Genomic DNA, 25,341 nt, shown 5'->3' on the forward strand with positions numbered 1-25,341 from the left:
CCGCAGGCAAGGACGAATTAGCTGGGGAATCATCGTCGGATCGGCCCGCCTCAGTCGCGGTTGATCGACTGGCGCATGATCTCCATCCACCGCTTCTGGTTGTTTTCGTTCGGCATGTCGATGCGCCATTCGGGATTGTCGATGTCGCGCACGCTCACGAACAGGCCGCTGTTCTTCCGGTTCTCGCGTTCGTTGCGCAGGTTGGCGCCTCCGGCCGCGATGGCCGTATATCCGGTGCCTCCAATGATCTCGCCACCGGATGCGAGATTGGTTTTCCATCCGCGGACAGCAGAGAGCGGGTACGTCTGGATGGTGCTTCCGTTCTTCAATCGAACCGTCTCCTGGCCGGGATCGACGGCGATGCCGGTGTTGTCGGCGACATAGACGTACTGGGCTCCCTGGCCGAAGGCCTTGGCTGCAGTCGAGGTCTCGCTGCCGGAATCACCCTTGGTGCCGAACAGCAGATCCAGCAGGAAGCCGAATCCAACGAGCCAGCCAATCAAGGGGATCACGCCGCAAACCGCACCGAGGATCACCCAGCGCCCGACGGGCTTGTGCCTCCAACTGGCCAGCAGCCCGAATATGACCGCGCCAAAGCCGGCGCCAAGTGTGAGAGTAAAAAAGGCGGCAGTTGAGTCGTCCATGCTGTTTTCCTTGGATGTCCCACGGGTGACGGGGACGGTGTTGACACTGTTGATGATCTGGACCAGATCTTTGTCCAGCGGTCTCGTTCCGGTTGTCGCGGGCACGTACGGCTCAAAGCGACAAGTTCAAGGATTAGCGGCCTCGATGTCCGTCGGAGTCGAAGCCGGCGATCCACATGCGCCAGTCAAGAAACGAAGAGGTCATTCCGGTGTCTTCCAGGGTAATGAAGCCGGAAACCCACATCGCGTTGATCGCGGCGTCGAAGACCTTCTCGCCCATGTCCCTGTCGACGTCCACCATGAACAGCTTCCTCGGTGGGTTGGGCCCCGCTGTCCTTTTTGTTCCGGTCGTTTCAACGTACCCGAACAGCGGCTGCGCACTTTCGAAGCGCCTCAACTTCGCGCGGGTCAAGGCATCGCGCTTGTCGAAGCTGCTGGTCCTTCCCAGATCGTCCAGCTTGGTGAGCCGTGCGTTCAGGCAGGTCTGGAAACGTTCGGTTGTGGACTGTGTCGCGCTCGTCCAGATGCGGGCATCGATCGTCCAGCACGGAAGCGTCTCTCCGTACTCGACGAAGGTCAGCGCCACGCGGGGCCATGACAGCCTGCCCTGGATGGCGAGGTCGCGGTTCCCATGGGAGAAGACCCCTTCGAACGTGTTGGCCGCGCCGATAGGCGTGTAGATCGCCGTTCCGCCGCCTGCGTCGTTTGCGTCGTTTGCGTCGTTTGCGTTGGGACGAGTCAGCGAGATGCCTGTTGCCTTCTTCAACCGATCACCAAGGCCCGCGAGTCCGGACCGCCTCGCGGGCCTGTTCTCCTGCGTGCTTGCTTCACTCTGCTGTTGTGCCTGGAGCTCGGCCACTTGTGCCTTGAGGCGTGCGTTTTCATCATTCAGTTCTGCGTTGCTCTGGGCGACGGCGGGAAGGGACGCCGTCATTGCGAGCGCCATCAGAAGTCGACAAGTCATGAGACGGTTCATACGGGTTTTCCTTGAAGTGTGCGGTGGTCAGAAGCCGAAATGTGCCGCTGCGCAGGTGGCTGCATCACCCTGGCAATCGTCGTCTGCCGGCACGTCTGCCGGCACGCTGCCGTCGGGTCCATAGCTGGCAAGCACGCGGCCGGACTTGTCGGTGATCTGCACATGGGTGACCACCGCGTTGACCTTCTGGTCGTTCAGGTCCGCGGACTGGGCAAAGAAATGGACCTTCAGCTGCGGCCTGTCGTTGTAGCCGGTGCGCATGGACTCGATCCGGCGCGCGGCCGCTTCGTCCGCGACCGGGGCGAATGCAAGCTGGTTGTAATTGCTCCAGCCGATCTTGTAGCCGTAGTTGTCGTTGAAGTAGCGGGTCGTGCTGTCCGCGAACTCGCCGACAGCAAAGCCCTTGCGATCGAAGTCGTAGCTGCCCAGGTTCGCGTCGCTCACTTTCATCCAGCCGTAGGGGTTGGCGGCGGCCTGCGCGATCTGCTGATCCAGCTGCGGCCGGATTGCCTGCAGCAGATCGTTCCTGCGGAAGGTGTCGCTCGTGCTGCGGTACTCCTTCGAGAACGGCTCGGCGAGCTTGGCGTAGTCCGGCGGCAGCTTCGAGGCGGCAACGTAATGGAACATGATCTGGTTGCCGCCTTCGAGTTGCGGGTACTCGGAAACCGGCTTGTTGGCGTCGGGTTGCGGCAGTGCGGCGGCCGCGCTTTCGACCTTGGCCTTGTCGGCGGCTGCGCCGAGCAAGCCGCTGGGCGCTGCAGCGTCGGCATTGGCGGCGGTGGTGTCGGCATTCCCGGCGTCCTTGCTGCAGGCGGACAGGGCCAGTGCCGAGGTGGCGATGAACACGAGCGTGGTTTTGCGCATGGAGGGATCTCCCTTTTGCGTGGATGTGTGGATTTCGTCGGTGAGGTGGAGTCAGGCGGCCGGCGGCAGCAGCACGCGCTTCAGGCCGACGCAGGCGACGAACAGCGCGGCCAACAGGCAGGCCCAGGCACCGAAGCCGGTGTCGATCATGTCGGCCATCTGGCTGGCCATCTGGCTGCTGATGTCGCCTCCGAAGGCGTCGCCCATGGCACGCGACGCCTTGCCCGCGGCGCCGATGATGTCGAACGCAGGCTTCAGCGTGGCGAGCAAGGGCAGCAGCAGGGCCAACCAGGCGAAGCGGCTGCGCCAGAAGACCGGCAGTGCGATCGACAGGATCGCCAGCCAGGGCCAGAACGCACCGCCGACCGAAGCACCCAGCGCCTCGGACAGCTCGCCCAGGCCGACGAGGCTGTAGCTCCGCCCGCCCATCCCGAACGGAGAGCTGACGGAAATGAAAGGCAGCCCCAGCGCGGACACAGCGAACACGCCGTAGGCGGCCAGCAGCGGAATGCCGAGCCTCTGGCGCCAGCCGGAGGCTGCGTTGCCGCCGGTGGTCGGGGCTGCGTCCCTGATCGACTGCAGGGCGGCGGCGCCGGACGAACCCAGCTTGCTGGCAAGTTGCCCGGCGCGCTCCTTGATCAGGACGTCTTCGGGCACCCGCGCGACGGATTCAAGATCGTCGCCGGCCAGGGCGATGTCGACCACCTGGTTCACGGTCGGCGCGATGTCGCTGCGCCAATGCCCGATCTCGAAGGGGAGCTGGCGGTTGTCGGCGGCGATCAAGCCGCGTCCGTCGCTGCCGTTGTAGTGGATGATCTTGCCTCGCATGCGGTGGCCCTCCCCCTGCGGCATCGGAATGGCCGCGTGGCCAGAACCGTGGCCCGGGAGGCGCAAACCTGTCCCCACGGCCTGCAAACGAAATTCAAACGAATCGCAAGCCCTTGTTTTCAAAGACAGGTCTTGCATTCGCCCCTGATTGCCCGCGAAGCTGCACCACAGCAACGGAGCCGGGGGGCGATGGAATGCAGGAGCAGGGGGATGCCGGCCAGCCGGTCAAGGCGTATTGCTGGAGTTTCGGCAACGCCGAGTTCGACGAGTCGCGCTGGCAGCTCAGGGTCGCGGACAACGCCGTCGAGCTGGAGCGCAAGCCGCTGGAGGTGCTGCAATATCTGTTGCGGCACGCCGGCGAAGCGGTGACCAAGGAAGAACTGCTGGGCGCGGTCTGGGCCGGGAGGATCGTGGTCGAGGCGGTGCTGACCAATGCGGTCGGCAAGCTGCGCAAGGCCTTGCGCGACGACGCGCAGGAGTTCGTCACGACCTTGCCGCGGGTTGGATACAGGCTGAGCGTGCCGGTGTCGCGCCGGGTGGTTGAGTTCCTGCCGGAGGCCAGTCGGCTCCAGGAGGGGGATGCGGTGCCGCGCAGGCCCAACTGGCGGCTGGAGGCGCCCCTGGCGCGAACGGAGGGCAACGAAGTCTGGCTGGCGCGGCACGCCAAGACTCGGGAGGAACGGGTATTCAAGTTCAGCCTTGCCGGCAAGGGCCTGGCGGGGCTGAAGCGCGAGGTGACGATCGCGCGCCTGCTGCGCGAGGCGCTGGGTAAGCGCGATGACTTTATCCGTGTACTGGACTGGGATTTCGAAGAGGCGCCGTATTTCGTCGAGTCCGAGTACGGCGGCACCAGTCTCGACCAGTGGCAGGGATTGCAGGAAGCCGCGCCGGCGGCGCGCGAGCGCAGGCTGGGGCTGTTCGTGTCTGCAACCGATGCCGTGGCAGCGGCGCATGGCATAGGTGTGCTGCACAAGGACATCAAACCGGCGAACCTGCTGGTGCAAGATGGGCCCGAGGGTACGAAACTGCGCGTGGCGGACTTCGGCAGCAGCCGGCTGTTCGATTCCTCCCGGCTCGACGAGTTGGGCATCACCCACCTCGGGTTGACCCGCACCCAGGCCATTTCCAGCGAGAGCGGCACGCCTCTGTACCTTGCGCCGGAGGTCGCCACCGGGCAGTCAGCGACCATCCGCAGCGACGTGTACGCGCTGGGCGTGACCCTGTATCAGTTGCTGGTCGGCGACTTCCGGCGTCCCATGGCACCCGGTTGGGAACGCGACATCGACGACCCGCTGCTGCGCGAGGACATTGCCGCGGCCGCGCACGGGAATCCGGAGCGTCGGCTGGATTCGGCCGCGGCTCTGGCCGACCGAGTCCGCAATCTGGCCGCGCGCCGGGAAAAGCGCGAACTGGAACTGGCGGTGCGCGCTCGCGTGGAAGAAGGCGAGAAGCGTCTGGCGCGCATGCGTGCGCGGAGGCCATGGATGATCGCGGCGATGGTAGCGTTGCTGGCCGGTACGACTGGCTCGCTGCTGCTGGCCCAGCGTGCGCACCGGGCTGAACAGCGTGCGCAGGAAGAGGCGGCGCGTGCGCAGGCCAGCCTCCGCACTCAGGCCATGCTCAATGACTTTCTCAGCGAGGACGTGATCGGCGCGGCAGCGCCGGATCGCAATAGCGGGCACCAGCCGACGGTTCTCGAAGCACTGGACAGCGCCGCGTCGGGTATCGGTGAACGGTTCAAAGACGATGCGGGTTCGGCAGGCACAATGCACCTGGTGCTTGCGGGTGCCTACCAGGCCGTAGCTCAGGTCGAGAAAGCGGAGGCGCAGTACGCGTTGGCCGCGACACATCTTGAGCAGGCGTTCGGCATCCATGACGCACGTGGAAGCGAGGCCCGCCTGGGGCGCAGCCACATGCTGCTGGAGCTGGGCCGATTCGACGAGGCGCGTGTGCAGCTCGACACGGCTGCCTCGCAGTTGGCCGGCATGGCCGACGCCACGGTGTCGCAGCGCTATCGCTTGGGACACACGCGGGCCTATCTCCACGAACGCCAAGCAGATTACAAGACGGCGGCAGCCGAGTATCGAAAGCTAGTCGAACTTGGCGAACAAGAGTCAGAGCTCGGTCGTGATCTACTGTTGAAATCGCGCGCCGAGCTCGGCTTCGCGCTGCTGGCCACGGGTGAGGCCGTCGAAGCCGAGCGCGAGCTGTCTGAGGCGCTGGCTGGGCTTGAACAGATCAACGGCAGGCTGCACTCACAGACCATCCAGGCGCGTCAGAACCTGGTGCAGGCCTTGATGCAGGTCGGCCGGCGGGTTGAAGCGCTCAAGCAGATCGACATGCTCGAGGCGGACCTGGTGCAGGTGCTGGGCACGAGCCACCCACAGCTTGGCAACGTCCATACCTTGCGCGCGATTTCGCTGGTGGCCGAGGAGCAGTTTGCCGAAGCCGCGGACGAGTATGGCAAGGCAAGCCGTCTGTTCGCCGAGACCCTCGGTGAAGATTCGCCATTCACTTTGAGCACGCTGCAGTATCGCGGCGAGGCGCTGCGCTGGGCGGGGCGCTCGGCCGATGCCGCACAGGCGCTGTCGGCGCGGCTTGCTGATGCTCATCGGGTATTCCAGGACCCCTCACCTGCCTTCGCCGAGTTCTCGATCATCTTGGCAATGGCCTATCTCGATCTCCATGATGAGGAGAGGGCGCACGCCCTGCTACAGGGTATCCACGCCGATGACGGCAAGATCGCCTTGGATGCGAACTCGCAGCGTCGTCCCTACCTGCGCCTGTTGGAGGGACGCATCAGCGAATTGCGGGGTGATCGGGGTACGGCGCTGGCCAAGTATCGAGACGCACTCGAAGCGCTGCCCAAGGACAGCGACTATTCCAGGGAGGTCCGTCTCCGCTTGTCGGCGGTGGAGGACGCAGGATAGATGGTCAGACGTAATCCGTCGCTTGGCCCAAGCAGGCGCTGGCGGCGGGCTGGTTACAGATGCCACTGCCGACAGCGGCAGGTCGCTCGAGCAGCCAGCCATTGCTACTTCAGCGCGCGCTCGAACAGCTCGTAAATCCGCCGGTATTCGTCGTACCAGGAGTCCGGATGCACGAAGCCGTGGCGTTCCATCGGATAGCTCGCCAGCTCCCACTTGTCCTTGCGCAGCTCGATCAGGCGCTGCGCCAGCATCACCGAGTCCCGGTAGAACACGTTGTCGTCGATCATGCCGTGGGCGATCAGCAGGTGGTCCTGCAGGCCCTCGGCGTACTCCATCGGCGATGACTTCGCGTAGGCCTCGGGATCGAGCTCCGGCGTGTTGAGGATGTTGGCGGTGTAGCCGTGGTTGTACTGCGACCAGTCGGTCACCGGGCGCAGCGCGGCGCCGGCCTTGAACACGCCCGGCTCGCGGAACAGGCCCATGAAGGTCAGGAAGCCGCCGTAGCTGCCGCCGTAGATGCCGACGCGATCGCGGTCGCCCTGGCGGCTTTCGACGATCCAGTCGATGCCGTCAAGGTAGTCCTCGAGCTCCGGATGCCCCATCTGCCGGTAAATCGCCGTGCGCCAGTCGCGGCCGTAGCCTTCGGATGCGCGGAAATCCAGGTCCAGCACGATGTAGCCCTGCTCGACCAGCAGGTTGTGGAACATCTGCTCGCGGAAATAGTTCGGGTAGCGGTCGCTGACGTTCTGCAGGTAGCCGGCGCCGTGCACGAACAGCACCACCGGGTACTCGCGGCCGGGCTCCATCGTCTCCGGGCCGTAGTACTTGCCCCAGATGGTGCCGGCGCCGTGCTTGGAGGGCACCTGCACGGTCTCGGGCTGGATCCATTCGCGCGCCTTGAACGCCGCGGTGCGGGTGTCGGTGAGCTGGCGCGCGGCACCGCCGGCGGCGTCGACCACCGACAGCTGCGGCGGCATGTAGCTGGTGGAGTGCCGCACCAGCACGCGGGCACCGTCGGGCGAGGCCACGAAGTCCTCGACGCCGTCGAGCGCGGTCAGCTCGCGCACCTCGCCGCCGCCGGTGCCGACGTGGCAGACCTCGTAGTCACCGGGGCGCGCGCGGTTGCACAGGAACAGGAAGCCCTGGCCATCGGCGGCCAGCACCGGCATCGAGGCCTCCCAGCGGCCGGAGGTCAGCGCGCGCGCGCGGCCGCCGGACGACAGGTACAGGTGCGACCAGCCGGATTCCTCGGAGAGGAACCACAGCGTGCGCGCGTCCGGCATCCAGCCGAACTCGTTGAAGCCCCAGTTGATCCAGGCGTCGTCGGTCAGCCGGTGCACCGGCTGCAGGGTCGCGGCCGACAGGTCGACCGTGGCCAGCCAGCGGTCCTTGTTGTCGACCGAATGCAGCATCAGCGCCAGGCCGCGGCCGTCGTCGCTCCAGCGTGCGCCGCCGGACACGTCGCCGCCCCAGCCTTCGATGCGCACGGCGCGGTTGCCCTCCAGCGCGTCCTTGCCGGCGGCCTTGCGCAGCGCGGCCAGCGGATCGGTGGTGATGCCCGGCAGCACGTCGGTCTCCAGCTCCCGCGCCTTGCCGTCGGCCACCGACACCAGCCAGAACGACTGCGGCGCCGGGTCGTTGCGGCCCACGCGGGTGCGCACGTCCTCGAACTCTTCGTAGCCGGACTCGGTGACGTACTTCGGCATCTTGCCGTCCTGGCCCTGGTCGGCGCCCTTGGCCTGGGTGACCGCGAACAGCCAGCGGCCGTCGGGCGACAGCGCGCTGCCCTGGATCTCGACGTCCTTGCCCAGGTAGGCCGCGGCCGGGGCGCGGGACGGGTCGGCGCTGCGCCAGGCCTCGGCCTGGGTGCGCATCTCCTCGCGGCGCTCGCGCTCGGTGCGCAATGTTTCGATGTAGCGGAGCTGGCGTTCGCGCAGGGCGTCGGCCTTTGGTGGCGTGCCGGGCGCGTCCTCGGCGCGGAGGCTGGCAGCCTGGCCGACGCCGGTGGCGGCGGTCCAGCGGAACCAGTCGTTGCCGCTGCGCCAGGACAACGAGCCGTCGCGGCCCCACTGCAGCTGGGATTCGCCGCCTTCGGTGCGGGTCAGCTGGGTCAGCGCGCCACCGCGCAGGTCGCGCACGAAGACATCGCCGTTGCGCAGGAAGGCCATGCGCGCGCGGCTGGCGTCGTACAGCGGATCGGCGGCGTCGATGCCGGCGCGCGCCGCGCCGTCCATCGGCACCACCGCGCCGCCGGTGACCGGCTGCGCGAAGGTGTCGCGCACGTTGCTGCCCTTGCGCTTGGCCACGTAGTACGCGGTGCCGCCGTCCCAGGACCACCACGCCCGCTCCACCGGTGGACCGATCCAGTCCGGGTCGGCCATGACCTGGTGCAGGTCGAGCGCCTGCCCGGGCTGGGCTGAAACCGTGGACGCCGGCGCGATGGCCAGCAGCAGGGAAAGCGGCAGGAGTGCGAGAACGGAGCGGTGGCGCATGGTGCGGGGATCCCCGGGAACAGTCGACGCGCCAGCGTATCAGCGCGCGCGCGCCGCGACTCTGGGCCGGTCGTCATGGCCCGGTGCCTGCACGCCGCAGCGGCAGGCGATTTCACGTCGTTTGGACACGACACGCGACGTTCGCGCGCAGAATGCAGGCTCGCGGCGCCCGGTCACGCTGCGGAGAACGGCGTGGACGCCCTGCTGCTGTCGCGGATCCAGTTCGGCTTCGTGATCTCCTTCCACATCCTGTTCCCGGCCTTCACCATCGGCCTGGCGCACTGGCTGGCCTTCCTGGAATGGCGCTGGCTGCGCACCCGCGACGCGATGTGGCGCGACCTCTACTTCTTCTGGCTCAGGATCTTCGCGATCTCCTTCGGCATGGGCGTGGTGTCGGGGATCGTGATGAGCTTCCAGTTCGGCACCAACTGGGCGGTGCTGTCCGAACGCGCCGGTGCCATCCTCGGCCCGCTGCTGGCCTACGAGGTGCTGACCGCGTTCTTCCTCGAGGCCAGCTTCCTGGGCGTGATGCTGTTCGGCTGGAAGCGGGTGTCGCCGAAGCTGCACTTCTTCGCGACCTGCATGGTCGCGCTGGGCACGCTGTTCTCGACGTTCTGGATCCTGGCCGCCAACAGCTGGATGCAGACGCCGCAGGGGCACGAGATCGTCGACGGCATGTTCCAGCCGCTGGACTGGTGGGCGATCATCTTCAATCCCTCCTTCCCCTACCGGCTGGCGCACATGGTGCTGGCCGCGTTCATCACCACCTGCATGGTGATCGGCGGGGTCAGCGCCTGGCACCTGCGCCGCGGCGTCCACGTCGACGCGGGGCGGCGGACGTTGAAGCTCGCGGTCGCCTTCGCCGCGATCGCGCTGCCGCTGCAGGTGCTGGTGGGCGACCTGCACGGGCTCAACGTCGGCAAGCACCAGCCGGTGAAGCTGGCGGCGATGGAAGGCCACTGGGAGCATGGCGAACCCGGCGCCGGCGTGCCGCTGGTCCTGTTCGCATGGCCGGACGCCGCCGCCGAGCGCAACCGCTACGAAGTCGCGGTCCCGCGCCTGGGCAGCCTGCTGCTGACCCACAGCTGGGACGGCGAGATCGAGCCCCTGACCGCGGTCCCGGCCAGCGAGCGCCCGCCGGTGGCGCCGGTGTTCTGGGGCTTCCGGATCATGGTCGGGCTGGGGGTCGCGATGCTGCTGTTGGCGCTGGCTTCGGCCTGGGCCTGGTGGCGGGGCTGGCTGTTCGAGTCGAAATGGCTGCTCAACGGCTGGCGGCTGCTGAGCCCGGCCGGGTTCATCGCGCTGCTGGCGGGCTGGTACGTGGTCGAGATCGGGCGCCAGCCCTGGGTGGTCTACGGCCTGCTGCGCACCAGCGAGGCGCTGAGCCCCAACATCACCGCCGCCGCGGTGCTGTCATCGCTCATCACCTATGCCGTGGCCTACGCGGTGATCTTCGGCGCCGGCATCCGCTACCTGCTGGGCCTGGTGCGCAAGGGTCCGCAGCCGTTCGAGGACGCGCCCGACACCGAGGGCGGCGAAAAGACCCCGGCACGCCCGCTGTCGGTCGGCGACCGCGACGACGCACGCACGGAGGGCACGTGATGGAGACCGCGACCTGGCTGCCGGTGGCCTGGTACTTCGTGATCGGCTTCGGCGTGCTGATGTACGTGCTGCTGGACGGTTTCGTGCTGGGCCTGGGTATCCTCGCGCCCTTCGCCGAGGACGGCGACCAGCTCGACAACATGATGAACACCGCCGCGCCGATCTGGGACGGCAACGAGACCTGGCTGGTCCTTGGCGGCACGGCGCTCTTGGCCGCGTTCCCGAAGGCGTACGCGATCCTGTTGTCGGCGCTCTACCTGCCGGTGCTGGTGATGCTGATCGCGCTGATCTTCCGCGGCGTGGCCTTCGAGTTCCGCTTCAAGGCGCGGCGCGCCAGGCGCTTCTGGGGCGGCGCGTTCGCGCTGGGTTCGATGGTGGCGGCGTTCGCGCAAGGGCTGATCCTCGGCGCGCTGGTCGAGGGCATGCCGCTGGAAGAGGGCAAGTACCTGGGCGGCGCCTTCGACTGGTTCAGCCCGTTCTCGATGCTGACCGGGGCCGCGGTGCTGTTCGGCTACGCCCTGCTCGGCGCCTGTTGGCTGATCCTCAAGACCGAGGGCCCGCTGCAGCGGGTGGCGCGCAACCTCACTCGCCCGCTGGTGCTGGTGGTGGTGGTGTTCATGGGCCTGGTCAGCACCTGGCTGCCGTTCCTGGATTCGCAGGTCATGGCGCGCTGGTTCGAGGGCGGCAACTTCTGGTGGCTGGCGCCGGTGCCGCTGCTGGCGCTGGCGAACGCCTTCCTGCTGTGGCGCGCGGTGATGCGCGAGGGCCGGGACGTGGCGCCGTTCCTGCTGACGCTGAGCTTCTTCGTGCTCGGCTTCATCGGCCTGGTGATCGGCATCTGGCCCAACATCATCCCGCCCTCGCTGAGCATCTGGGACGCGGCCTCGCCGCCGTCGACCCAGGCCTTCACCCTGGTCGGGCTGGCCGTGCTGCTGCCGATCATCCTCGGCTACACGGCGTGGTCGTATTCGGTGTTCCGCGGCAAGGTGCAGGCCGACGCCGGCTACCACTGACGCGCCTTGCTTTATGCTTCCCGGTGCGCGCGTGCGCCCGCCGCCGGACCAGCAGATGCAAGCCTTCGTCTACAAGAGCCTGAAAAAGGCCGATACCTACATTTACCTCGCCGGCCGCGATGATTTCGGCCGCATCGCCGATCCGGTCCGCGCCGAGCTCGGCGAACTGCGCTTCGTGCTCGAGGTCGCGCTCGATCCCGGCCGCCGGCTGGCCCGCGAAGACGCCGACGTGGTGCGCGCCAACCTGGTGGCCCGCGGCTTCCACCTGCAGATGCCGCCGCGCGCGGACGTCGATCCCCTGACCGACGACTGGGGCACCGATGCCTGAGGGTGCGCCCCTGAAGCACGGGCTGCTGCTTGCCGCCGGCGCGGTGTTCGCACTGCTGGCCGGCGTGCCCGAAGCTCCCGTTGCAGCCGCCGCCGCCTGGCTGGCGCAGCCGGTACTGGCGCTTGGCCTGCGCGGCCTCCGTGGCGGCAGCCTGCCGGCCGGCGCCGGGCTTCGCCGCGACCTGCTGGCGCTGGCCCTGCTGTGGGCGCTGGCCATGGCGAGCACGGCGCTGCTGGTGGGCTGGCCGCTGTCGGCCCTGCTCGCAAGCGGCGGCGCATCGCTGGGCGCCGCGGTTGCCCTCAGTGCGACGGCGGGCCTGGGCGTGATCGCGCTGTGGCGGCTGTGGCCGCTGTGGCATCTGGTCGAGGGCGAAGGGGGGCGCGGGCTTGCGGGCCACTGGCATGCCCTGGATGGACACGATGGTTCCAGCTGGCGCGGCCTCGGCGCCGCGCTGGCGATCGCGGCGGTCCTGGCGCTGGGGCTGGCACTTGCCTGGCCGGGGCTGGTGGCCGGTGGCCTGCGCTGGCCGCTGGCTGCGCTGGCCGCGCTGGCCTGGCCGCTGCTGCACCTGGCCCTGTTGCGCACGCCGCTGCCGGTGGCGGAGCTTGAAGTGCTCGAGATGCCGGAGCCGACGAGCGCCGCGGAGGTCGACGACGCCGATGCCGATCCCGCCGTCGCCCTTTACGCTGCCGCCCGCAGCGGCCGCGTCGAGCGCGCGCTGGCCCTGCTCGGCGACGGCGCCGATCCACGTGCGCTTCCCGACCCCGAAGGCCGCGACCAGCGGGCGCTGCCGGTGCTTGCAGCGGTGCTGCCCGACCTGCGCCTGCTGCGGGCCCTGATCACGGCCGGTGTCGACCTCAATCACGCCCACGCCGGTCTGACGCCACTGCTGGCGGCCACGCGTGACAGCTGGCACGGCCGCCCCGAGGCGGTCATGACCCTGCTGGCCAACGGCGCCGACCCGCGCGCCGCCGACCGCGATGGCAATACTCCGCTGCACCACGCCGCGCGCAGCTCCGATCCAGGCGTCGCCGCCCTGCTGCATGACGCTGCCGCCGAGGTCGACGCACGCAACATCGAAGGAGTGACCCCGCTCGGAATCGCCTGCGGCTGCGGCAACTGGCGAATCGCGCGCTTCCTGCTGGAGCGGGGCGCGCGCACGGAGCCCGAAGGCGGGTCGCCGCCCCTGCTGGCCGCGGCCGGCGGCGAGGACGACGACGTCGCGGGCGTCGCGCTGCTGCTCAAGCACAAGGCGAAGCTGGATGCCCGCGATGCGCACGGTCGCAGCGCCCTGCACGAAGCGGCGCTTGCCGGCCACGTCGAAACCATGGCCGCGCTGATCGAAGCCCGTGCCGACGCCGATGCCCGCGACCGGCACGGCAGGAGCCCGCTGCACGAGGCCGCCGTGGGCGGCCACGCCGCCGCGCTGGACCTGCTTGCCGACCGCGCCGACCTGCATGCGGTCGATGGCGAAGGTCGGAACGCCCTGCATCTGGCCTGCCTGGGCGGGACCGGCACCGCGGCGCTGGCCTCGCGCCTGCTGGAGCTCGGGGTCGACGCCGGGCTCGTCGACGGTACGGGCAAGCGCCCCGTCGACCACGCCGCGGCCGGCGGGCGCTGGGCCATGGTGGCCGCGCTCGATCCCGAACACCCGCTGCCAGCCAGCGTGCTCGGCGACGACAGCGAGCTGCCGGCCGACCGGGCGCCACTGGAGGTGCTCCGCGAACAGCTGGGCGAAGGCCGCTTCGAGGGCCTAGAGCCGCTGGCCCAGCTGGTATCGCCGGCCGAACTCGGCGGCCTGCTGGTGGACGGCGACGTGGTGCCGGCGCCGGCGCGGATCGACTGGCTGCTGCTCAACGGCGCCGATCCCGACGCCCGCGAAGAAGCTGGCGACACCGCCCTGATGCAGCTGCTCGGCCGGGGGACCAAGGCCCTTGCAGCCACCCAGGCCCTGCTGCGTGGCGGCGCGTCCCCGGCCGGCGCCGGCGGCCTTGCGCGTTTCCTCGAGGCCTGCGTGCGCGAGGACCAGGCCGGTCGCGGCCTGGAACAGTTCGCGATGGAACTCATTGAACGTGGTGCCGACGTGTTCGCGCCTTCGCCATCCGGCGAACCCGCGGCGGCGCTGGCCGTGCGCCTGGGCTGGATGCGCCTGCTTGAACGCCTGGTCGCCGACGGCGTCGACCTCGACCACCGCGACGGCCACGGCATGACCGCCCTGCACCTGGCCGCGGCCCTCGCCCGCGAGCCCGCGCTCAAGCTGCTGGTCCAGGGCGGCGCCTCGCCGGACGTGCGCGCCGCAGATGGCCAGACCCCGCTCGGCGTGGCGCTTTCAGCGGGGCGCCGCGATCTTGCCGAGTGGCTCGACTGGCGCGGGTGGGCGCTGCCGCGGCGCCCGCTGCAGGCCAGCGACCTGCCGGCCGCGGCCATGGTTGGCGACAGCGACGCCGTGCGCCGCCTGCTCGACCTCGGCTTCCCGATCGATGCCGCCGACGACAAGGGTTGCACCGCACTGCTGCGCGCGGCCGGTGGCGGACACGCCGGAACCCTGGAGCTGCTGCTCGAGCGCGGGGCCGATCCGCAGCGCGCCGCGCACACCGGCGCCACGCCGCTCTCGGCCGCGGTCAGCATGCGCCACGTCGCGATCGTCGACCGCCTGCTTGTGGCCAAGGCCGCGTTGGAACATCGCCTGCCCGGCGACGTGACCGTGCTGATGCTGGCCGCGGCGCTCGGCATGCCCGATGTCTGCGCGCGCCTGCTCACCGCCGGCGCCAACATCCAGGCCGCCGACGCCCAGGGCCTGACGCCGCTGCACTGCGCCGCGCTCTACGGCTTCACCGCGCGCGACCGCCCGCGCCTGCTCGCCCTGTTCGACACCCTGCTGCTGGCCGGCGCAGAGCCCGACGCCGTCGCCGCCGGCGGGGTCACTCCGCTGCTGCTGCTGCTCGGCGCGCGCGCCGAGCCCGGCACTGCCTGCGACGAGGACGTGGTGCTGTCGGCCGTCGATCGCCTGCTCGACGAGGACACCCGCCTGGATGCGCAGGACCCGCGCGGCTTCGGTCCGCTGCACCTGGCCGCGCTACACGGCCTGCTGCGCCTGGCTCGCCACCTGCTGCGAGCCGGCTGCGATCCCGACCTGCGCGACGCCCTCAACCGGACCCCGCGCGAAGTCGCGGTGATGCGTGGCTTCATCGATGTCGCCGCCGAGTTCGCCCCGGCACAGGCCGGAGTGTCGATGGCCCGGTTCCTGCGCGACCGCAGCTGAGCCCCCGCCTCAGCTTCCCGGTTCGAGCGCCGAACGCAGTCGCAGTCCGGTCCCCGCCAGCATGGGCCGGCCGGGGATGCCCGCCATGCGGGCGTTGCCGTCGTCCTCGAGTGTCCAGGAAGGCCGGGTCTGCTCGCCTGGAACGTGCACGGTCCACTGGCCGTAGCCGGTCGGCTCGCCGAGGACGAACTCCACGGGAATGCGCATCACGTAGTCCGGTTTGCCGGCATGCGGCCCGGTGCTTGGGGGATGGAAGGTCCAGGTGCGGGCCTTGTCGGCGGCCGCCTCCGCCAGGCGCGAGCGGACGTGCGCCGCTTCCCTGGGCCGGGCCAGCACGGTGAGATTCACCTGTTCGACGTGCGTGTCCACCACCTGGCCGGAGGCATCCACGCGCAGTATCAGGTACACGATGCCGCTGGCGCCGGCGCGCAACATGTCGGTCGGGTAGCGCGGCGGTTGCATGATGGCCTTTTGCAGCCGCGCCTCTTCGGGCAGCTCGTCCTCGATCGAAGCCCCGGTGATCGAAATGCCGTACTGGTCGTCATCGATGCGGCGGGCCACCAGGCGCACCGAGAAGGGCGTCGATGAGGCCACCGGAATGCCGTCCACGGTCGCGGGATGGACGGTCCAGTGCGGCGCGTGCCGCATGACGTGCTGCAGCGCGAGCGGATCGACCTGTTCGCTGTCCTGGATCGAAAATCCGGTCACCGAGCCGTCTGCCGCCACGTCGATGCGCCCCTTGAGCAACATCGAGCCTTCCAGCTGCTTCATCAGTCCGCTGCGGGTCTGTGCCGGCGCCGGTCCGGCCAGCGCGAGCAGCAGAACCATCAATCCGCCGGCCAGGCGGCGCGTCCATTTGCCTTCCATGCGGTCTCTCCCTTTCCCCGATGTCCAGGCCGCGGAGCTTGCCACAATCGCCCGCGTTCAGTCCGCGGGCGAAAGCACCCAGGCCTGGCTGTCGATGCCGCTGCAGGTCGAGGCCTGCACCTTGCGGCGCATCGTGCGCGAGTGGTCCAGGCACAAGCCGTTCACGCGCAGCTCGCTGGCCGGCGTGGACGTGAAGCGCTGGTTGGCCTGGCCGCTGCAGGCCTGGAGCTGCACCGCGGCGCCATGCCGCGTCCCGGCCACCGTCGCGCAGCGGTCCGACGCCGGGTTGTACAGCGAACCGTCGCCTCGCAGCACCCAGCTCTGCCCGTCCGCGCCGGTGCAGGGCCATGCCGACAGGCCCGCCCCGGACACGGGGAAAGCAGGGTGCAGGCACTGCCCCGACAGTGTCGAGACCCTGGATGCGACCGTGTCGCCGGTGCCGACGATGCGGTACAGCGTGCCGGTCAGGCTGGCCAGGTACAGCTCGCCGTCGACGTCTTCGCCGAACGCGACCGGCTGGCTGATCATGCCGGCGGGGATCGGGTCTTCGACCCGCGGCTGGCCGTTGTCGAAGGTGATCGTGCGCACCGCGGTGTTGCAGTAGTCGGTGAAGAAGTAGCGCCCCGCCAGCGAGGGGTGGGACGATCCCCGGTAGACGCGGCCGCCGGTGATCGAGCAGTTGCCACCCGAATGGCTGGTCGTCACCAGCGGCTCCAAGTACGCGCCGCTGCAGCCGGAGGTGTTGTAGGGCTGGTCGCCCTCGTAGCAGCGCCAGCCAAGGTTCAGCCCGCCGCCGGTGCCCGCGGCGATGAAGTTGATCTCCTCGTACGCGTTCTGGCCGACGTCCGCGATCCAGAGGTCGCCGGTGAGCGAGTCGAAGGCGATGCGCCATGGGTTGCGCAGGCCCAGCGCGTAGACCTCGTCACAGCCGGCTCCGCCGTCACCGTCGGTATAGGCGTTGTCGGGCGGGATGCCGTAGTGGTCGCCAGTGGCCAGGCTGCAGTCAGGCGCGGTGCCGCCGCCGGCCCCGTCCACGTCGATGCGCAGCAGCTTGCCCAGCAGGCGGTTCGGGTTCTGGGAGTTGTTGTGGGGGTCGCCACCGCTGCCGCCGTCGCCCGAGGCGATGTAGAGGTAGCCGTCCGGGCCGAACTGGATGTCACCGCCGTTGTGGTTGCTGTACGGCTGCTCGAACTCCATCAGCACCAGCTCGGAAGCGGGGTCGGCCACGTCGGGATTGCCGCCGACGGTGAAGCGCGAGATGCGGGTGCGGTCCAGGCCGCTGCCCGGCGGGTCCCAGGTGTAGTTGACGTAAAAGTGGCCATTGCTCGCGTAGTCCGGATGGAAGGCCAGGCCGAGCAGGCCCTGCTCGTTGCCCGAGTCGTCCACGCGCGCGGTGATGTCGAGGAAGGGCACGGGCAGCACCACGCCGCTGTCGATCACGCGGATGCGGCCCGGCTGTTCGGCCACGAACAGCCGGGCGTCGCCGGCGTGGGTGATCACTACCGGCTGGCCGAGCCCGCTCACGAAGGGCTCCAGCACGGCGTCGGCCTCTGGCGGCGGCAGCGGCGGTGGCGGTTCGGAATCCCCGTTCTGCACGTTGACGGTCAGCTGGCGGGTGCCGATGCCGTCGCCGAGCAGGTCGAGTTGGCCATTGCTGGAGTTGCCGGCGGCGTACAGGGTCACCGGCCCGTTCCAGGCCGGCGCCTGCCAGCGGAAGCTGAAGCTGGTGCTGCCGTTGGCAAAGGCCTTGGGCTGCGTGTGCGAAATCTCGCCGCCGATCACATGCACGTCCTTGCCGGTCGCGCTGAAGCTCCCGGCGTCGCCCGATGCGGACACGCCAAGGCCGCCGGTGCCGCCGGGACCACCGCTGATGGTCACGGTGTAATCGGCGATCGTGCCGGCATCCAGGACCTGCGGGCCGCTGATGGTGACCGTGGGCGTCGCTGCGCCGGGCGCATGGCAAGCGGTGCAGCTGGATCCGCCGTTGGTGCCCGGATTGCCCGAGAAGCCGTCGCGCCCGAAGCGACTGGCGTCGGCGCTGCCCCAGGCGAACAGGATGACGATGGCGGCACACGCGCGGATCCTGCTCTTGCCCATTGAACTCACCGATTCAGCCCCGAAGCCGCCGAGTATTGCGCATCGATGGATCGCGCGTCAGCCCGGGCCGACCCCACGGCCTGCGCTGGCCCGGGGGCGGACGCTATGATCGGCCGGGGAACATCGGGAAGGGAGACTCATGGGCAGGATATGGATTGGTTTGGTATCGGTACTGCTGGCAGCTGCCGTGTTCACGTTCCCGGCCGGGGCGTCGACGATGCTCAAGCGGGCAGAGGCGAGCATGCTGGTGACCGGATCGGTTGTGGTCGAGCCTGATGGGCGAGTGTCGACCTGGGAGGTCGACCGGCGCGACAAGCTTCCAGCGGAAGTGCTCGAACTGGTCGGTCAAGCCGCACCAACCTGGCGCTTCGAGCCGGTCCTCGTCGACGGCGAGGCGGCCAGGGCAAGGGCGGCCATGAGCCTGCGCGTGGTTGTCAAAGCCCTGGACGAAGGCAGCTACCAGCTCAGCATCCGCAGTGGCCACTTTGGTGACGACGCGACGGCTGGTGCGGGTGCGGGTACCGACCGCGTCACCTCACTGAAGATGGGGCCGCCGACGTATCCGGAAAGGGCGCTGCGGGAGTTCGTCAGGGGCACCGTATATCTGGTGCTACGGATCAACCGCGCCGGAGCGGTGGAGGACGTATTCGCAGAACAAGTCAATCTGAGGACCGCCGGCAGCGAAGCCGAGATGAAGCGGATGCGCGCGTTGCTGTCGCGCCCGGCGCTTGCCGCCGCGCGCAATTGGACCTTTCGCATCCCCACGACCGGCGAAGACGCGGATGCCGAGGGCTGGTCGTTGCGCGTTCCCGTGGACTATATGATCGGCGACGAGTCGGCGCCGGCCTATGGCGAGTGGCAGGCCTATATTCCCGGGCCGCTGCAAAGGGCGCCCTGGAGCGGTCGCGAGCTCCGCGCCGACGAAGGTCCGGACGCGATGATCGCAGGGCGTCTTTACCAGGAAGGCGCGGGGATGAAGCTGCTGACGCCGCTGGCCGAGGGCTGATCCGGAGGCGATCCGCGGCGCGAACGTTCCAAACGCAATGGGCCCCGCGATCGCGGGGCCCATTGGTTGAACGGTGGATCTTCGGAGGCTCAGCGCTTCATCGAAGCGAAGAACTCGTCGTTGGACTTGGAGGTCTTCATCTTGTCGAGCAGGAACTCCATCGCCGCGATCTCGTCCATCGGGTGCAGCAGCTTGCGCAGGATCCAGATCTTCTGCAGCAGCTCCGGCTCGATGAGGTAATCCTCGCGGCGGGTACCCGACTGGTTGACGTTGATCGCAGGGTAGACGCGCTTCTCGGTGATGCGGCGGTCCAGGTGCACTTCCGAGTTGCCGGTGCCCTTGAACTCCTCGTAGATCACCTTGTCCATCGCGCTGCCGGTGTCGACAAGCGCCGTGGCGATGATGGTCAGCGAGCCGCCTTCCTCGACGTTGCGCGCGGCGCCGAAGAAGCGCTTCGGGCGATGCAGGGCATTGGCGTCGACGCCGCCGGTGAGCACCTTTCCGGAGCTCGGCAACACATTGTTGTAGGCGCGGGCCAGGCGGGTGATCGAGTCGAGCAGGATCACCACGTCCTTCTTGTGCTCGACCAGGCGCTTGGCGCGCTCGATCACCATCTCGGCGACCTGCACGTGGCGCGCGGCCGGCTCGTCGAAGGTCGAGCTGATCACTTCGCCGCGCACGGTGCGCTGCATCTCGGTGACTTCCTCGGGCCGCTCGTCGATGAGCAGCACGATCAGGTGCACGTCGGGATGGTTGTAGGTAATCGCGCTGGCGATCTGCTGCATCATGATCGTCTTGCCGGCCTTGGGCGGCGACACGATCAGCGCGCGCTGGCCCTTGCCCTGCGGGGCCATCAGGTCGAGGACGCGACCGGCGATGTCCTCGCTGCTGCCGTCGCCGCGCTCGAGCTTGAACTTCTTGCGCGGGAACAGCGGCGTCAGGTTCTCGAACAGCACCTTGTTCTTCGACGCCTCGATCGGCTCGCCGTTGATGGTGTCGACCACGTTGAGCGCGAAGTAGCGTTCGCCGTCCTTGGGCCAGCGGATGCGGCCGGACAGGTGGTCGCCGGTGCGCAGGTTGAAGCGGCGCACCTGGCTGGGCGAAATGTAGGTGTCGTCGGGGCCGGCGAGATAGCTCGCCTCGGCCGCGCGCAGGAAGCCGAAACCGTCCGGTAGCAGCTCGAGCACGCCGTCGGCGACCACACCCTCGCCGTGGCGGGTCAGGACCTTCAGCAGGGCGAAGATCACGTCCTGCTTGCGGGCGCGGGCCACGCCTTCGTGGATGTTCAGCTGGTCGGCGATGTCGAGCAGCTTCTGCGCCGGCATCCGCTTGAGGTCCGACAGCGAGTACTGCGGGAAGCCCTCGGGAATGTTCGGCGGCGGCAGGCGGTTGGCCTGGTCGTTGTTGTCGGTCGGCAGGCCGTCGTCGCGCGGGCGATCGTTGCGGGGGCGGTCGCGGTCGCGGCGGTTGCGCGAACGGTCGCGGCGGTTGCCCTGCCCCTGCTGCTGGTCGCCGCCGTGGGTCTGGCCGTGCTGCTGGCCACCCTGGTGCTGGTTGCCCTGCGCGTGGCGCGGGCTGCCACCGTCCTGCGAGCCGGAGCGATCACCGCTGCCGGCTTCGGCCTGCGGCGTCGACTGGGGGGAAGCGGGAGCTGGAACTGGAGCCGGAGTCTGGGTCTGGGTCTGGGTCTGGGTCTGAGCCGGAGCCGGAGCCGGAGCCTGGGCCTGGGCCTGGGCCTGGGCCTGGGCGGGGGCCGGGGGCTGCGTGGCGGGCGCCGCGGCTGCCGCGGGTGCATCCGCCGCGGGCGCGGGCTTCTTCGCGGGGGCGTCGACCTTGAGCTCGGCCTGGACCGGCTTCTCGGCCTGGGTCCCGGTGGAGGCGTCGGCCTGGGCGGCGGCTGCCTTGGTTACGCGCGGCTTGCGCACGCGCTTCACGGCGGTTTCGCCGGGATCGGAAGGATTGTCTGACAAGTGCTGAACCTCGCTTGCTGCGAGCGCCCTGGACGGGCGGCCTGCGAATGGGCTGGTGGGGTGTTGCAGAAGGTGCGGCGCGATGGAGCGCGCCGGGGTACCGGTGAAACTAGCATCCTGCGGAGCTGGCGGCAAGCGCCGGCCTGCGGTGCCCGGAGCGGTTGAACGGGAAACCGGAACGGGGAGCCGCTGTAGGAGCAGCTATAGCTGCGACCCGGTGGATCAAAGCGTCTGCCCCGATCCTGGGTTTCCGGTCGCAGCTATAGCTGCTCCTACGGTGGCGACGCGCTCATGGTGGCAGCGCGTCAGGCGGCGGACGGGCCTCAGAGGGCCTTGTCGATCATCTGGGCGAGGACCGGCTTGCCGACGGCGCCGATCTGGGTGGCCTGGACCTGGCCGCCCTTGAACAGCAGCAGCATCGGGATCGAGCGCACGTGGTATTTCAGGGCGGTGGCGCGGTTCTGGTCGATGTCGATCTTCACCACCTTGGCGCGCCCGGCGTATTCGCCGGCGAGCTCGTCCAGGGCGGGGGCGATCATCTTGCACGGACCGCACCAGGGCGCCCAGAAGTCGACCAGGACCGGCTCCTCGGAGGCGAGGACGGTGGTGTCGAAATCGGTATCGCTGGCGTGGATGACGGCTTGGGTCACGGGGGTCTCCTGCATGGGGCGATCGGGCCGGCCCCGGTGGGCGGGCCGGTTGGCGGCCGCGGTAGCTGCTAAGCTTGGGCGATTCGCGGCCGATTCAAGTGGCTGCCCCGTCGGAGGGGGCGGGCCTGGAGCGGGCAAGCCGCCGCGACATCTCCACGGCAGTCTGCTTGGCTGCCGCCTTCCACGCAAGCGCGCCACGCCGCGCAGACTTCCGACGAATGACCGACAAACCACTTACCGACCTTACCTTCTCTTCCTTTGACCTCCACCCGCGGCTGCAGGCCGGCCTGGCGATCGCCGGATTCACGCGCTGCACGCCGATCCAGGCGCTGAGCCTGCCGGTGGCACTCCCCGGCGGTGACGTCGCCGGCCAGGCCCAGACCGGCACCGGCAAGACGCTGGCCTTCCTGGTCACGGTGATGAATCGCCTGCTGACCCGCCCGGCGCTGGCCGACCGCAAGCCCGAAGACCCGCGCGCGCTGATCCTTGCGCCTACCCGCGAGCTCGCCATCCAGATCCACAAGGACGCGGTGAAGTTCGGCCCCGACCTGGGCCTGCGCTTCGCCCTGGTCTACGGCGGCGTCGACTACGACAAGCAGCGCCAGCTGCTGCAAGAGGGTGTCGACGTCATCATCGCAACGCCCGGCCGCCTGATCGACTACGTCAAGCAGCACAAGGTGGTCAGCTTGCACGCCTGCGAAGTCTGCGTGCTGGACGAGGCCGACCGCATGTTCGACCTCGGCTTCATCAAGGACATCCGCTTCCTGCTGCGCCGCATGCCGGTGCGCACCGAGCGCCAGACCCTGCTGTATTCGGCCACGCTGAGCCATCGCGTGCTGGAGCTCGCCTACGAGCACATGAACGAGCCGACGAAGCTGGTGGTCGAGACCGAGACCATCACCGCGGCCCGCGTGCGCCAGAAGCTTTACTACCCGTCCGACGAGGAAAAGCTGCCGCTGCTGCTGGGACTGCTGTCCCGCGGCGAGGGCGCGCGCACGATGGTGTTCGTGAACACGAAGGTGTTCGTCGAGCGCGTCGCGCGCTCGCTCGAACGCGCCGGCTACCGCGTCGGCGTGCTGTCGGGCGACGTGCCGCAGAAGAAGCGCGAGAGCCTGCTGAAAAAGTTCCAGGCCGGCCAGCTCGAGATCCTGGTCGCCACCGACGTCGCCGCCCGCGGCCTGCACATCGACGGCGTGAAGTACGTCTACAACTACGACCTGCCCTTCGACGCGGAAGACTATGTCCACCGCATCGGCCGCACCGCGCGCCTGGGCGAGGAGGGCGATGCGATCAGCTTCGCCTGCGAGCGCTACGCGATCGGCCTGCCCGACATCGAGGCCTTCATCGAGCAGAAGATCCCGTCGGAGCCGGTGAGCGCCGAGCTCCTGACCGCGCTGCCGCGCAAGCCGCGCGAAGGCGTCGAGCTCCAGCCGGAAGAGGGCGAGAGCGTGAGCGAGATCTTCCGCGAGGCGCGCGAGCAGCGTGCCGCCGACGATGCCCGCCGCGGCGGTGGTCGCCGCGAGGGTGGTGGTCGTTCCAGCGGTCCGCGCAGTGGCGCTGATGGCCGGCCAGAGCGCGGCCCGCGCAAGCCGCGTTCGGACGTTGCCACGACGGCTGCGGATGGCGCAGTGGTCGGGAGCGTTGCGTCGCCAGTCGCGGCTCCGGACGCCGCGCCGCCAGCCGCAGCTCCGGTCGCGGCCTCGGGCGCTCCCGCTGCGCCGGCCCCCGGAACAGGCGATGCCGCCCCGGGTGCCGAGGGCGAGCGCGCACCGCGCAAGCGCCGTCGTCGTCGCGGTGGTCGCCGCGTCAACGCCGAAGGCCAGCAGGTCGAGGGTGGCCCGCAGGCGGAAGACGGGCAGCCGAAAAGCGGCGGGGAAGCCGGTGCCGGGTCTGCGCGCGCTCCGCGGCCCAGGCCGCAGCCGCAGCCCAAGCCGCCACAGGCAGCCGGCCAGGCGGCTCCGTCAGCAGCGTCCGGCCCGGTGCAGGAGCCGTCGCTTCTGGGCCGCATCGGCCAGGGCCTGCGCAAGCTGGTCAAGCGCGCGCCGCGCTCGCAGCACTGAACCGGTCCGGTCACCCGACCGGATCCGCACGTCTGGCCGCAAAGCGGCCATCAAGCGATACTCGCGTCTCCCCCGACGCGAGTATCGCGATGCCGCAGGTCTTGCGCTTCGACAACGTCTGCAAGCAGTATCCAGGCGGCCACGTCGCGCTGGATGGCGTCAGCTTCGGCGTTGACGCTGGTGAAATGCTCTTCGTCACCGGACATTCCGGTGCCGGCAAGAGCACCCTGCTCAGACTCATCCATCTTTCCGAGCGGCCCAGCCGCGGCGCGGTGCTGTTCGGCGAGCGCAACCTGCTCAAGGTCCGCGGCGGCCGCGTGGCCCTGCACCGGCGCGAGGTCGGCGTGGTGTTCCAGGATCACCGCCTGCTCGCCGACCGCAGCGTGCACGACAACGTCGCCCTGCCACTGGTGCTGCGCGGCATGCGCCGCGGCGATGCCGGGCGCCGGGTGCGCCCGGTGCTCGAGCGCCTGGGCCTGGGTGCGCGCGGCAATGCCCTGCCCGGCGAACTGTCGGCGGGCGAACAGCAGCGAGTCGGCATTGCCCGCGCGGTGGTGGCCGAGCCGCGCCTGCTGGTGGCCGACGAACCCACCGGCAATCTCGACCCCACGCTGGCCGCGGAGATCATGGCGCTGTTCGCCTCGCTGCCCGGGCAGGGCACCAGCGTGCTGATCGCCAGCCACGACCTTGGTCTGGTCAAGCGCATGAAGAAGCGCGTGCTGGTGCTTGACCATGGTCGCCTGGCCGACGACATCGCGCCCGAGGACCTGGCCGATGAATGAACCCATCGCACGCGCCAAGGCATCGACCCGCTCGCGCCCCGGTGCCTGGCTCGACCACCATGCCTACAGCATCGTCGCCAGCCTCGGTCGCCTGTTGCGCCGGCCGGGCTCCACCGCGCTCACCATCGGCGTGATGGCGGTGGCGCTGGCGCTGCCGCTGGGACTGTGGCTGGTGCTGGCCAACGTCGAGCGCTTTGCCGGCGATGTCCAGGCCTCGCGCCAGCTGAGCATTTTCCTCAAGCAGGACACGGCGCCCGGGCGCGTGGCCGAACTGGTGGCGGAGCTCGGCGGCCGCGCCGACGTCGGCGTGGTCGAACACCGCACGCCGGAGCAGGGCCTGGAGGAACTGCGCGAACGCAGCGGCCTGGACGAGGCCATCGACCTGCTTGGCGAGAACCCGCTGCCGCACGTGCTGCTGCTGACGCCCGCCGGCGACGAGGTGCTGCTGGCCGACTCGCTGCGCACCCTGCCGGAGGCCGAGCTGGTCCAGCACGACGCCGCATGGCGGCAGCGCCTGGACGGCTGGCTGCGCTTCGGCGGCCGCGTGGCCTGGGTGCTGGCGACTCTGCTCGGCCTGGGCGCGCTGCTTGTGGTCGGCAACACCGTGCGCCTGGATATCCAGTCGCGGCGCGAGGAACTCGGCGTGCTGCAGCTGCTGGGCGCCAGTGACGGCTTCATCCGCCGGCCCTTCCTCTACCTCGGTGCCTGGTATGGCCTCGCCGCGGGCGCGCTGGCGCTGGGCCTGCTCACGGCGGCCGGCGCCGCCCTGCGTGTGCCGCTGGCGGAGCTTGCCGCAAGCTATGGCAGCAGCTTCGCGCTGACCGGCTTCGCGCCGCGCCAGGCACTTGCGGTCATCGCCGGTGCGACCGTGCTCGGCTGGATTGGCGCCGGGGCGGTCACCGGGCACTTCCTGCGCCAGACCCGGCCCACGGAGACCTGACCGTGACGGTGACCGATATCCGCCATCTCG

Annotated in this window: 18 protein-coding genes; 9 read left to right on the forward strand and 9 right to left on the reverse strand. The window is 69.4% G+C overall.

What is annotated here, in order from left to right; all coding sequences use genetic code 11:
- Positions 1-50: 50 nt before the first annotated feature.
- The 4 genes from ACW7G5_RS10740 to ACW7G5_RS10755 are packed head-to-tail and all read right to left on the reverse strand — an operon-like array spanning position 51 to position 3,312.
- A complete protein-coding gene (locus ACW7G5_RS10740) occupies positions 51-749 on the reverse strand; it encodes a DUF4755 domain-containing protein (RefSeq protein ID WP_457004370.1) in 699 nt (232 codons plus the stop codon).
- 28 nt (positions 750-777) lie between these two features.
- Positions 778-1,620 carry a hypothetical protein gene (locus ACW7G5_RS10745; RefSeq protein WP_457004372.1) on the reverse strand — a complete coding sequence of 281 codons (843 nt, stop codon included), beginning with the start codon at positions 1,618-1,620 and terminating at the stop codon, positions 778-780.
- 27 nt (positions 1,621-1,647) lie between these two features.
- On the reverse strand, positions 1,648-2,484 hold the full coding sequence (locus tag ACW7G5_RS10750) for a hypothetical protein (protein WP_457004373.1): 837 nt from the start codon (positions 2,482-2,484) through the stop codon (positions 1,648-1,650).
- 51 nt (positions 2,485-2,535) lie between these two features.
- Positions 2,536-3,312, reverse strand: coding sequence for a hypothetical protein (locus ACW7G5_RS10755; protein WP_457004375.1), 777 nt, complete (start codon positions 3,310-3,312; stop codon positions 2,536-2,538).
- A 194-nt stretch (positions 3,313-3,506) separates the two neighbouring features.
- Here ACW7G5_RS10755 and ACW7G5_RS10760 point away from each other — a divergent pair, with 194 nt between their 5' ends.
- The gene (locus tag ACW7G5_RS10760; RefSeq protein WP_457004377.1) at positions 3,507-6,242 is read left to right on the forward strand and encodes a protein kinase domain-containing protein; all 2,736 of its coding nucleotides are present in this window, start codon (positions 3,507-3,509) and stop codon (positions 6,240-6,242) included.
- A 104-nt stretch (positions 6,243-6,346) separates the two neighbouring features.
- Here ACW7G5_RS10760 and ACW7G5_RS10765 read toward each other — a convergent pair whose 3' ends face one another.
- The gene (locus ACW7G5_RS10765; protein ID WP_457004379.1) at positions 6,347-8,734 is read right to left on the reverse strand and encodes a prolyl oligopeptidase family serine peptidase; all 2,388 of its coding nucleotides are present in this window, start codon (positions 8,732-8,734) and stop codon (positions 6,347-6,349) included.
- A 192-nt stretch (positions 8,735-8,926) separates the two neighbouring features.
- On the opposite strand from ACW7G5_RS10765, the gene ACW7G5_RS10770 reads away from it, so the two are divergent.
- Genes ACW7G5_RS10770 through ACW7G5_RS10785 form a run of 4 tightly spaced genes read left to right on the forward strand, consistent with a single transcriptional unit; the run spans position 8,927 to position 14,939 of the window.
- Positions 8,927-10,336, forward strand: coding sequence for a cytochrome ubiquinol oxidase subunit I (locus ACW7G5_RS10770; protein ID WP_457004381.1), 1,410 nt, complete (start codon positions 8,927-8,929; stop codon positions 10,334-10,336).
- Positions 10,336-11,349 (forward strand): cytochrome d ubiquinol oxidase subunit II, encoded by a 1,014-nt coding sequence (cydB, locus tag ACW7G5_RS10775; protein ID WP_457004383.1) that lies wholly within the window; start codon positions 10,336-10,338, stop codon positions 11,347-11,349. The genes ACW7G5_RS10770 and cydB overlap by 1 nt, the downstream gene beginning before the upstream one ends.
- Before the next feature lie 55 nt (positions 11,350-11,404).
- Positions 11,405-11,677: a YcgL domain-containing protein gene (locus ACW7G5_RS10780; protein WP_457004385.1), complete on the forward strand. Its 273-nt coding sequence runs from the start codon at positions 11,405-11,407 to the stop codon at positions 11,675-11,677.
- Positions 11,670-14,939, forward strand: coding sequence for an ankyrin repeat domain-containing protein (locus ACW7G5_RS10785; RefSeq protein ID WP_457004387.1), 3,270 nt, complete (start codon positions 11,670-11,672; stop codon positions 14,937-14,939). The genes ACW7G5_RS10780 and ACW7G5_RS10785 overlap by 8 nt, the downstream gene beginning before the upstream one ends.
- Before the next feature lie 9 nt (positions 14,940-14,948).
- Here ACW7G5_RS10785 and ACW7G5_RS10790 read toward each other — a convergent pair whose 3' ends face one another.
- Entirely contained in the window at positions 14,949-15,806 is an 858-nt protein-coding gene (locus ACW7G5_RS10790) for an energy transducer TonB (RefSeq protein WP_457004389.1), read from the reverse strand.
- A 57-nt stretch (positions 15,807-15,863) separates the two neighbouring features.
- Positions 15,864-17,903, reverse strand: a complete 2,040-nt coding sequence (locus tag ACW7G5_RS10795) for a choice-of-anchor V domain-containing protein (RefSeq protein ID WP_457004391.1) — start codon at positions 17,901-17,903, stop codon at positions 15,864-15,866.
- Positions 17,904-18,042: 139 nt separating this feature from the next.
- On the opposite strand from ACW7G5_RS10795, the gene ACW7G5_RS10800 reads away from it, so the two are divergent.
- The gene (locus tag ACW7G5_RS10800) at positions 18,043-18,909 is read left to right on the forward strand and encodes an energy transducer TonB (RefSeq protein ID WP_457004393.1); all 867 of its coding nucleotides are present in this window, start codon (positions 18,043-18,045) and stop codon (positions 18,907-18,909) included.
- An 89-nt stretch (positions 18,910-18,998) separates the two neighbouring features.
- Here ACW7G5_RS10800 and rho read toward each other — a convergent pair whose 3' ends face one another.
- Both rho and trxA read right to left on the reverse strand, forming a co-directional pair.
- Entirely contained in the window at positions 18,999-20,879 is a 1,881-nt protein-coding gene (gene rho / locus ACW7G5_RS10805; RefSeq protein WP_457004395.1) for a transcription termination factor Rho, read from the reverse strand.
- A gap of 323 nt (positions 20,880-21,202) precedes the next feature.
- Positions 21,203-21,529, reverse strand: a complete 327-nt coding sequence (gene trxA, locus ACW7G5_RS10810) for a thioredoxin (RefSeq protein WP_457004397.1) — start codon at positions 21,527-21,529, stop codon at positions 21,203-21,205.
- Between the two features lie 218 nt (positions 21,530-21,747).
- Here trxA and rhlB point away from each other — a divergent pair, with 218 nt between their 5' ends.
- From rhlB to ftsX, 3 genes are all read left to right on the forward strand, one after another.
- Positions 21,748-23,589 carry an ATP-dependent RNA helicase RhlB gene (gene rhlB, locus ACW7G5_RS10815; RefSeq protein ID WP_457004399.1) on the forward strand — a complete coding sequence of 614 codons (1,842 nt, stop codon included), beginning with the start codon at positions 21,748-21,750 and terminating at the stop codon, positions 23,587-23,589.
- Between the two features lie 89 nt (positions 23,590-23,678).
- Positions 23,679-24,371, forward strand: coding sequence for a cell division ATP-binding protein FtsE (locus ACW7G5_RS10820; protein ID WP_457004401.1), 693 nt, complete (start codon positions 23,679-23,681; stop codon positions 24,369-24,371).
- Positions 24,364-25,311: a permease-like cell division protein FtsX gene (gene ftsX / locus ACW7G5_RS10825; protein WP_457004403.1), complete on the forward strand. Its 948-nt coding sequence runs from the start codon at positions 24,364-24,366 to the stop codon at positions 25,309-25,311. Before ACW7G5_RS10820 ends, ftsX begins: the two co-directional genes overlap by 8 nt.
- Positions 25,312-25,341 lie beyond the last annotated feature (30 nt).

Source organism: Luteimonas sp. A501 (assembly GCF_054052085.1).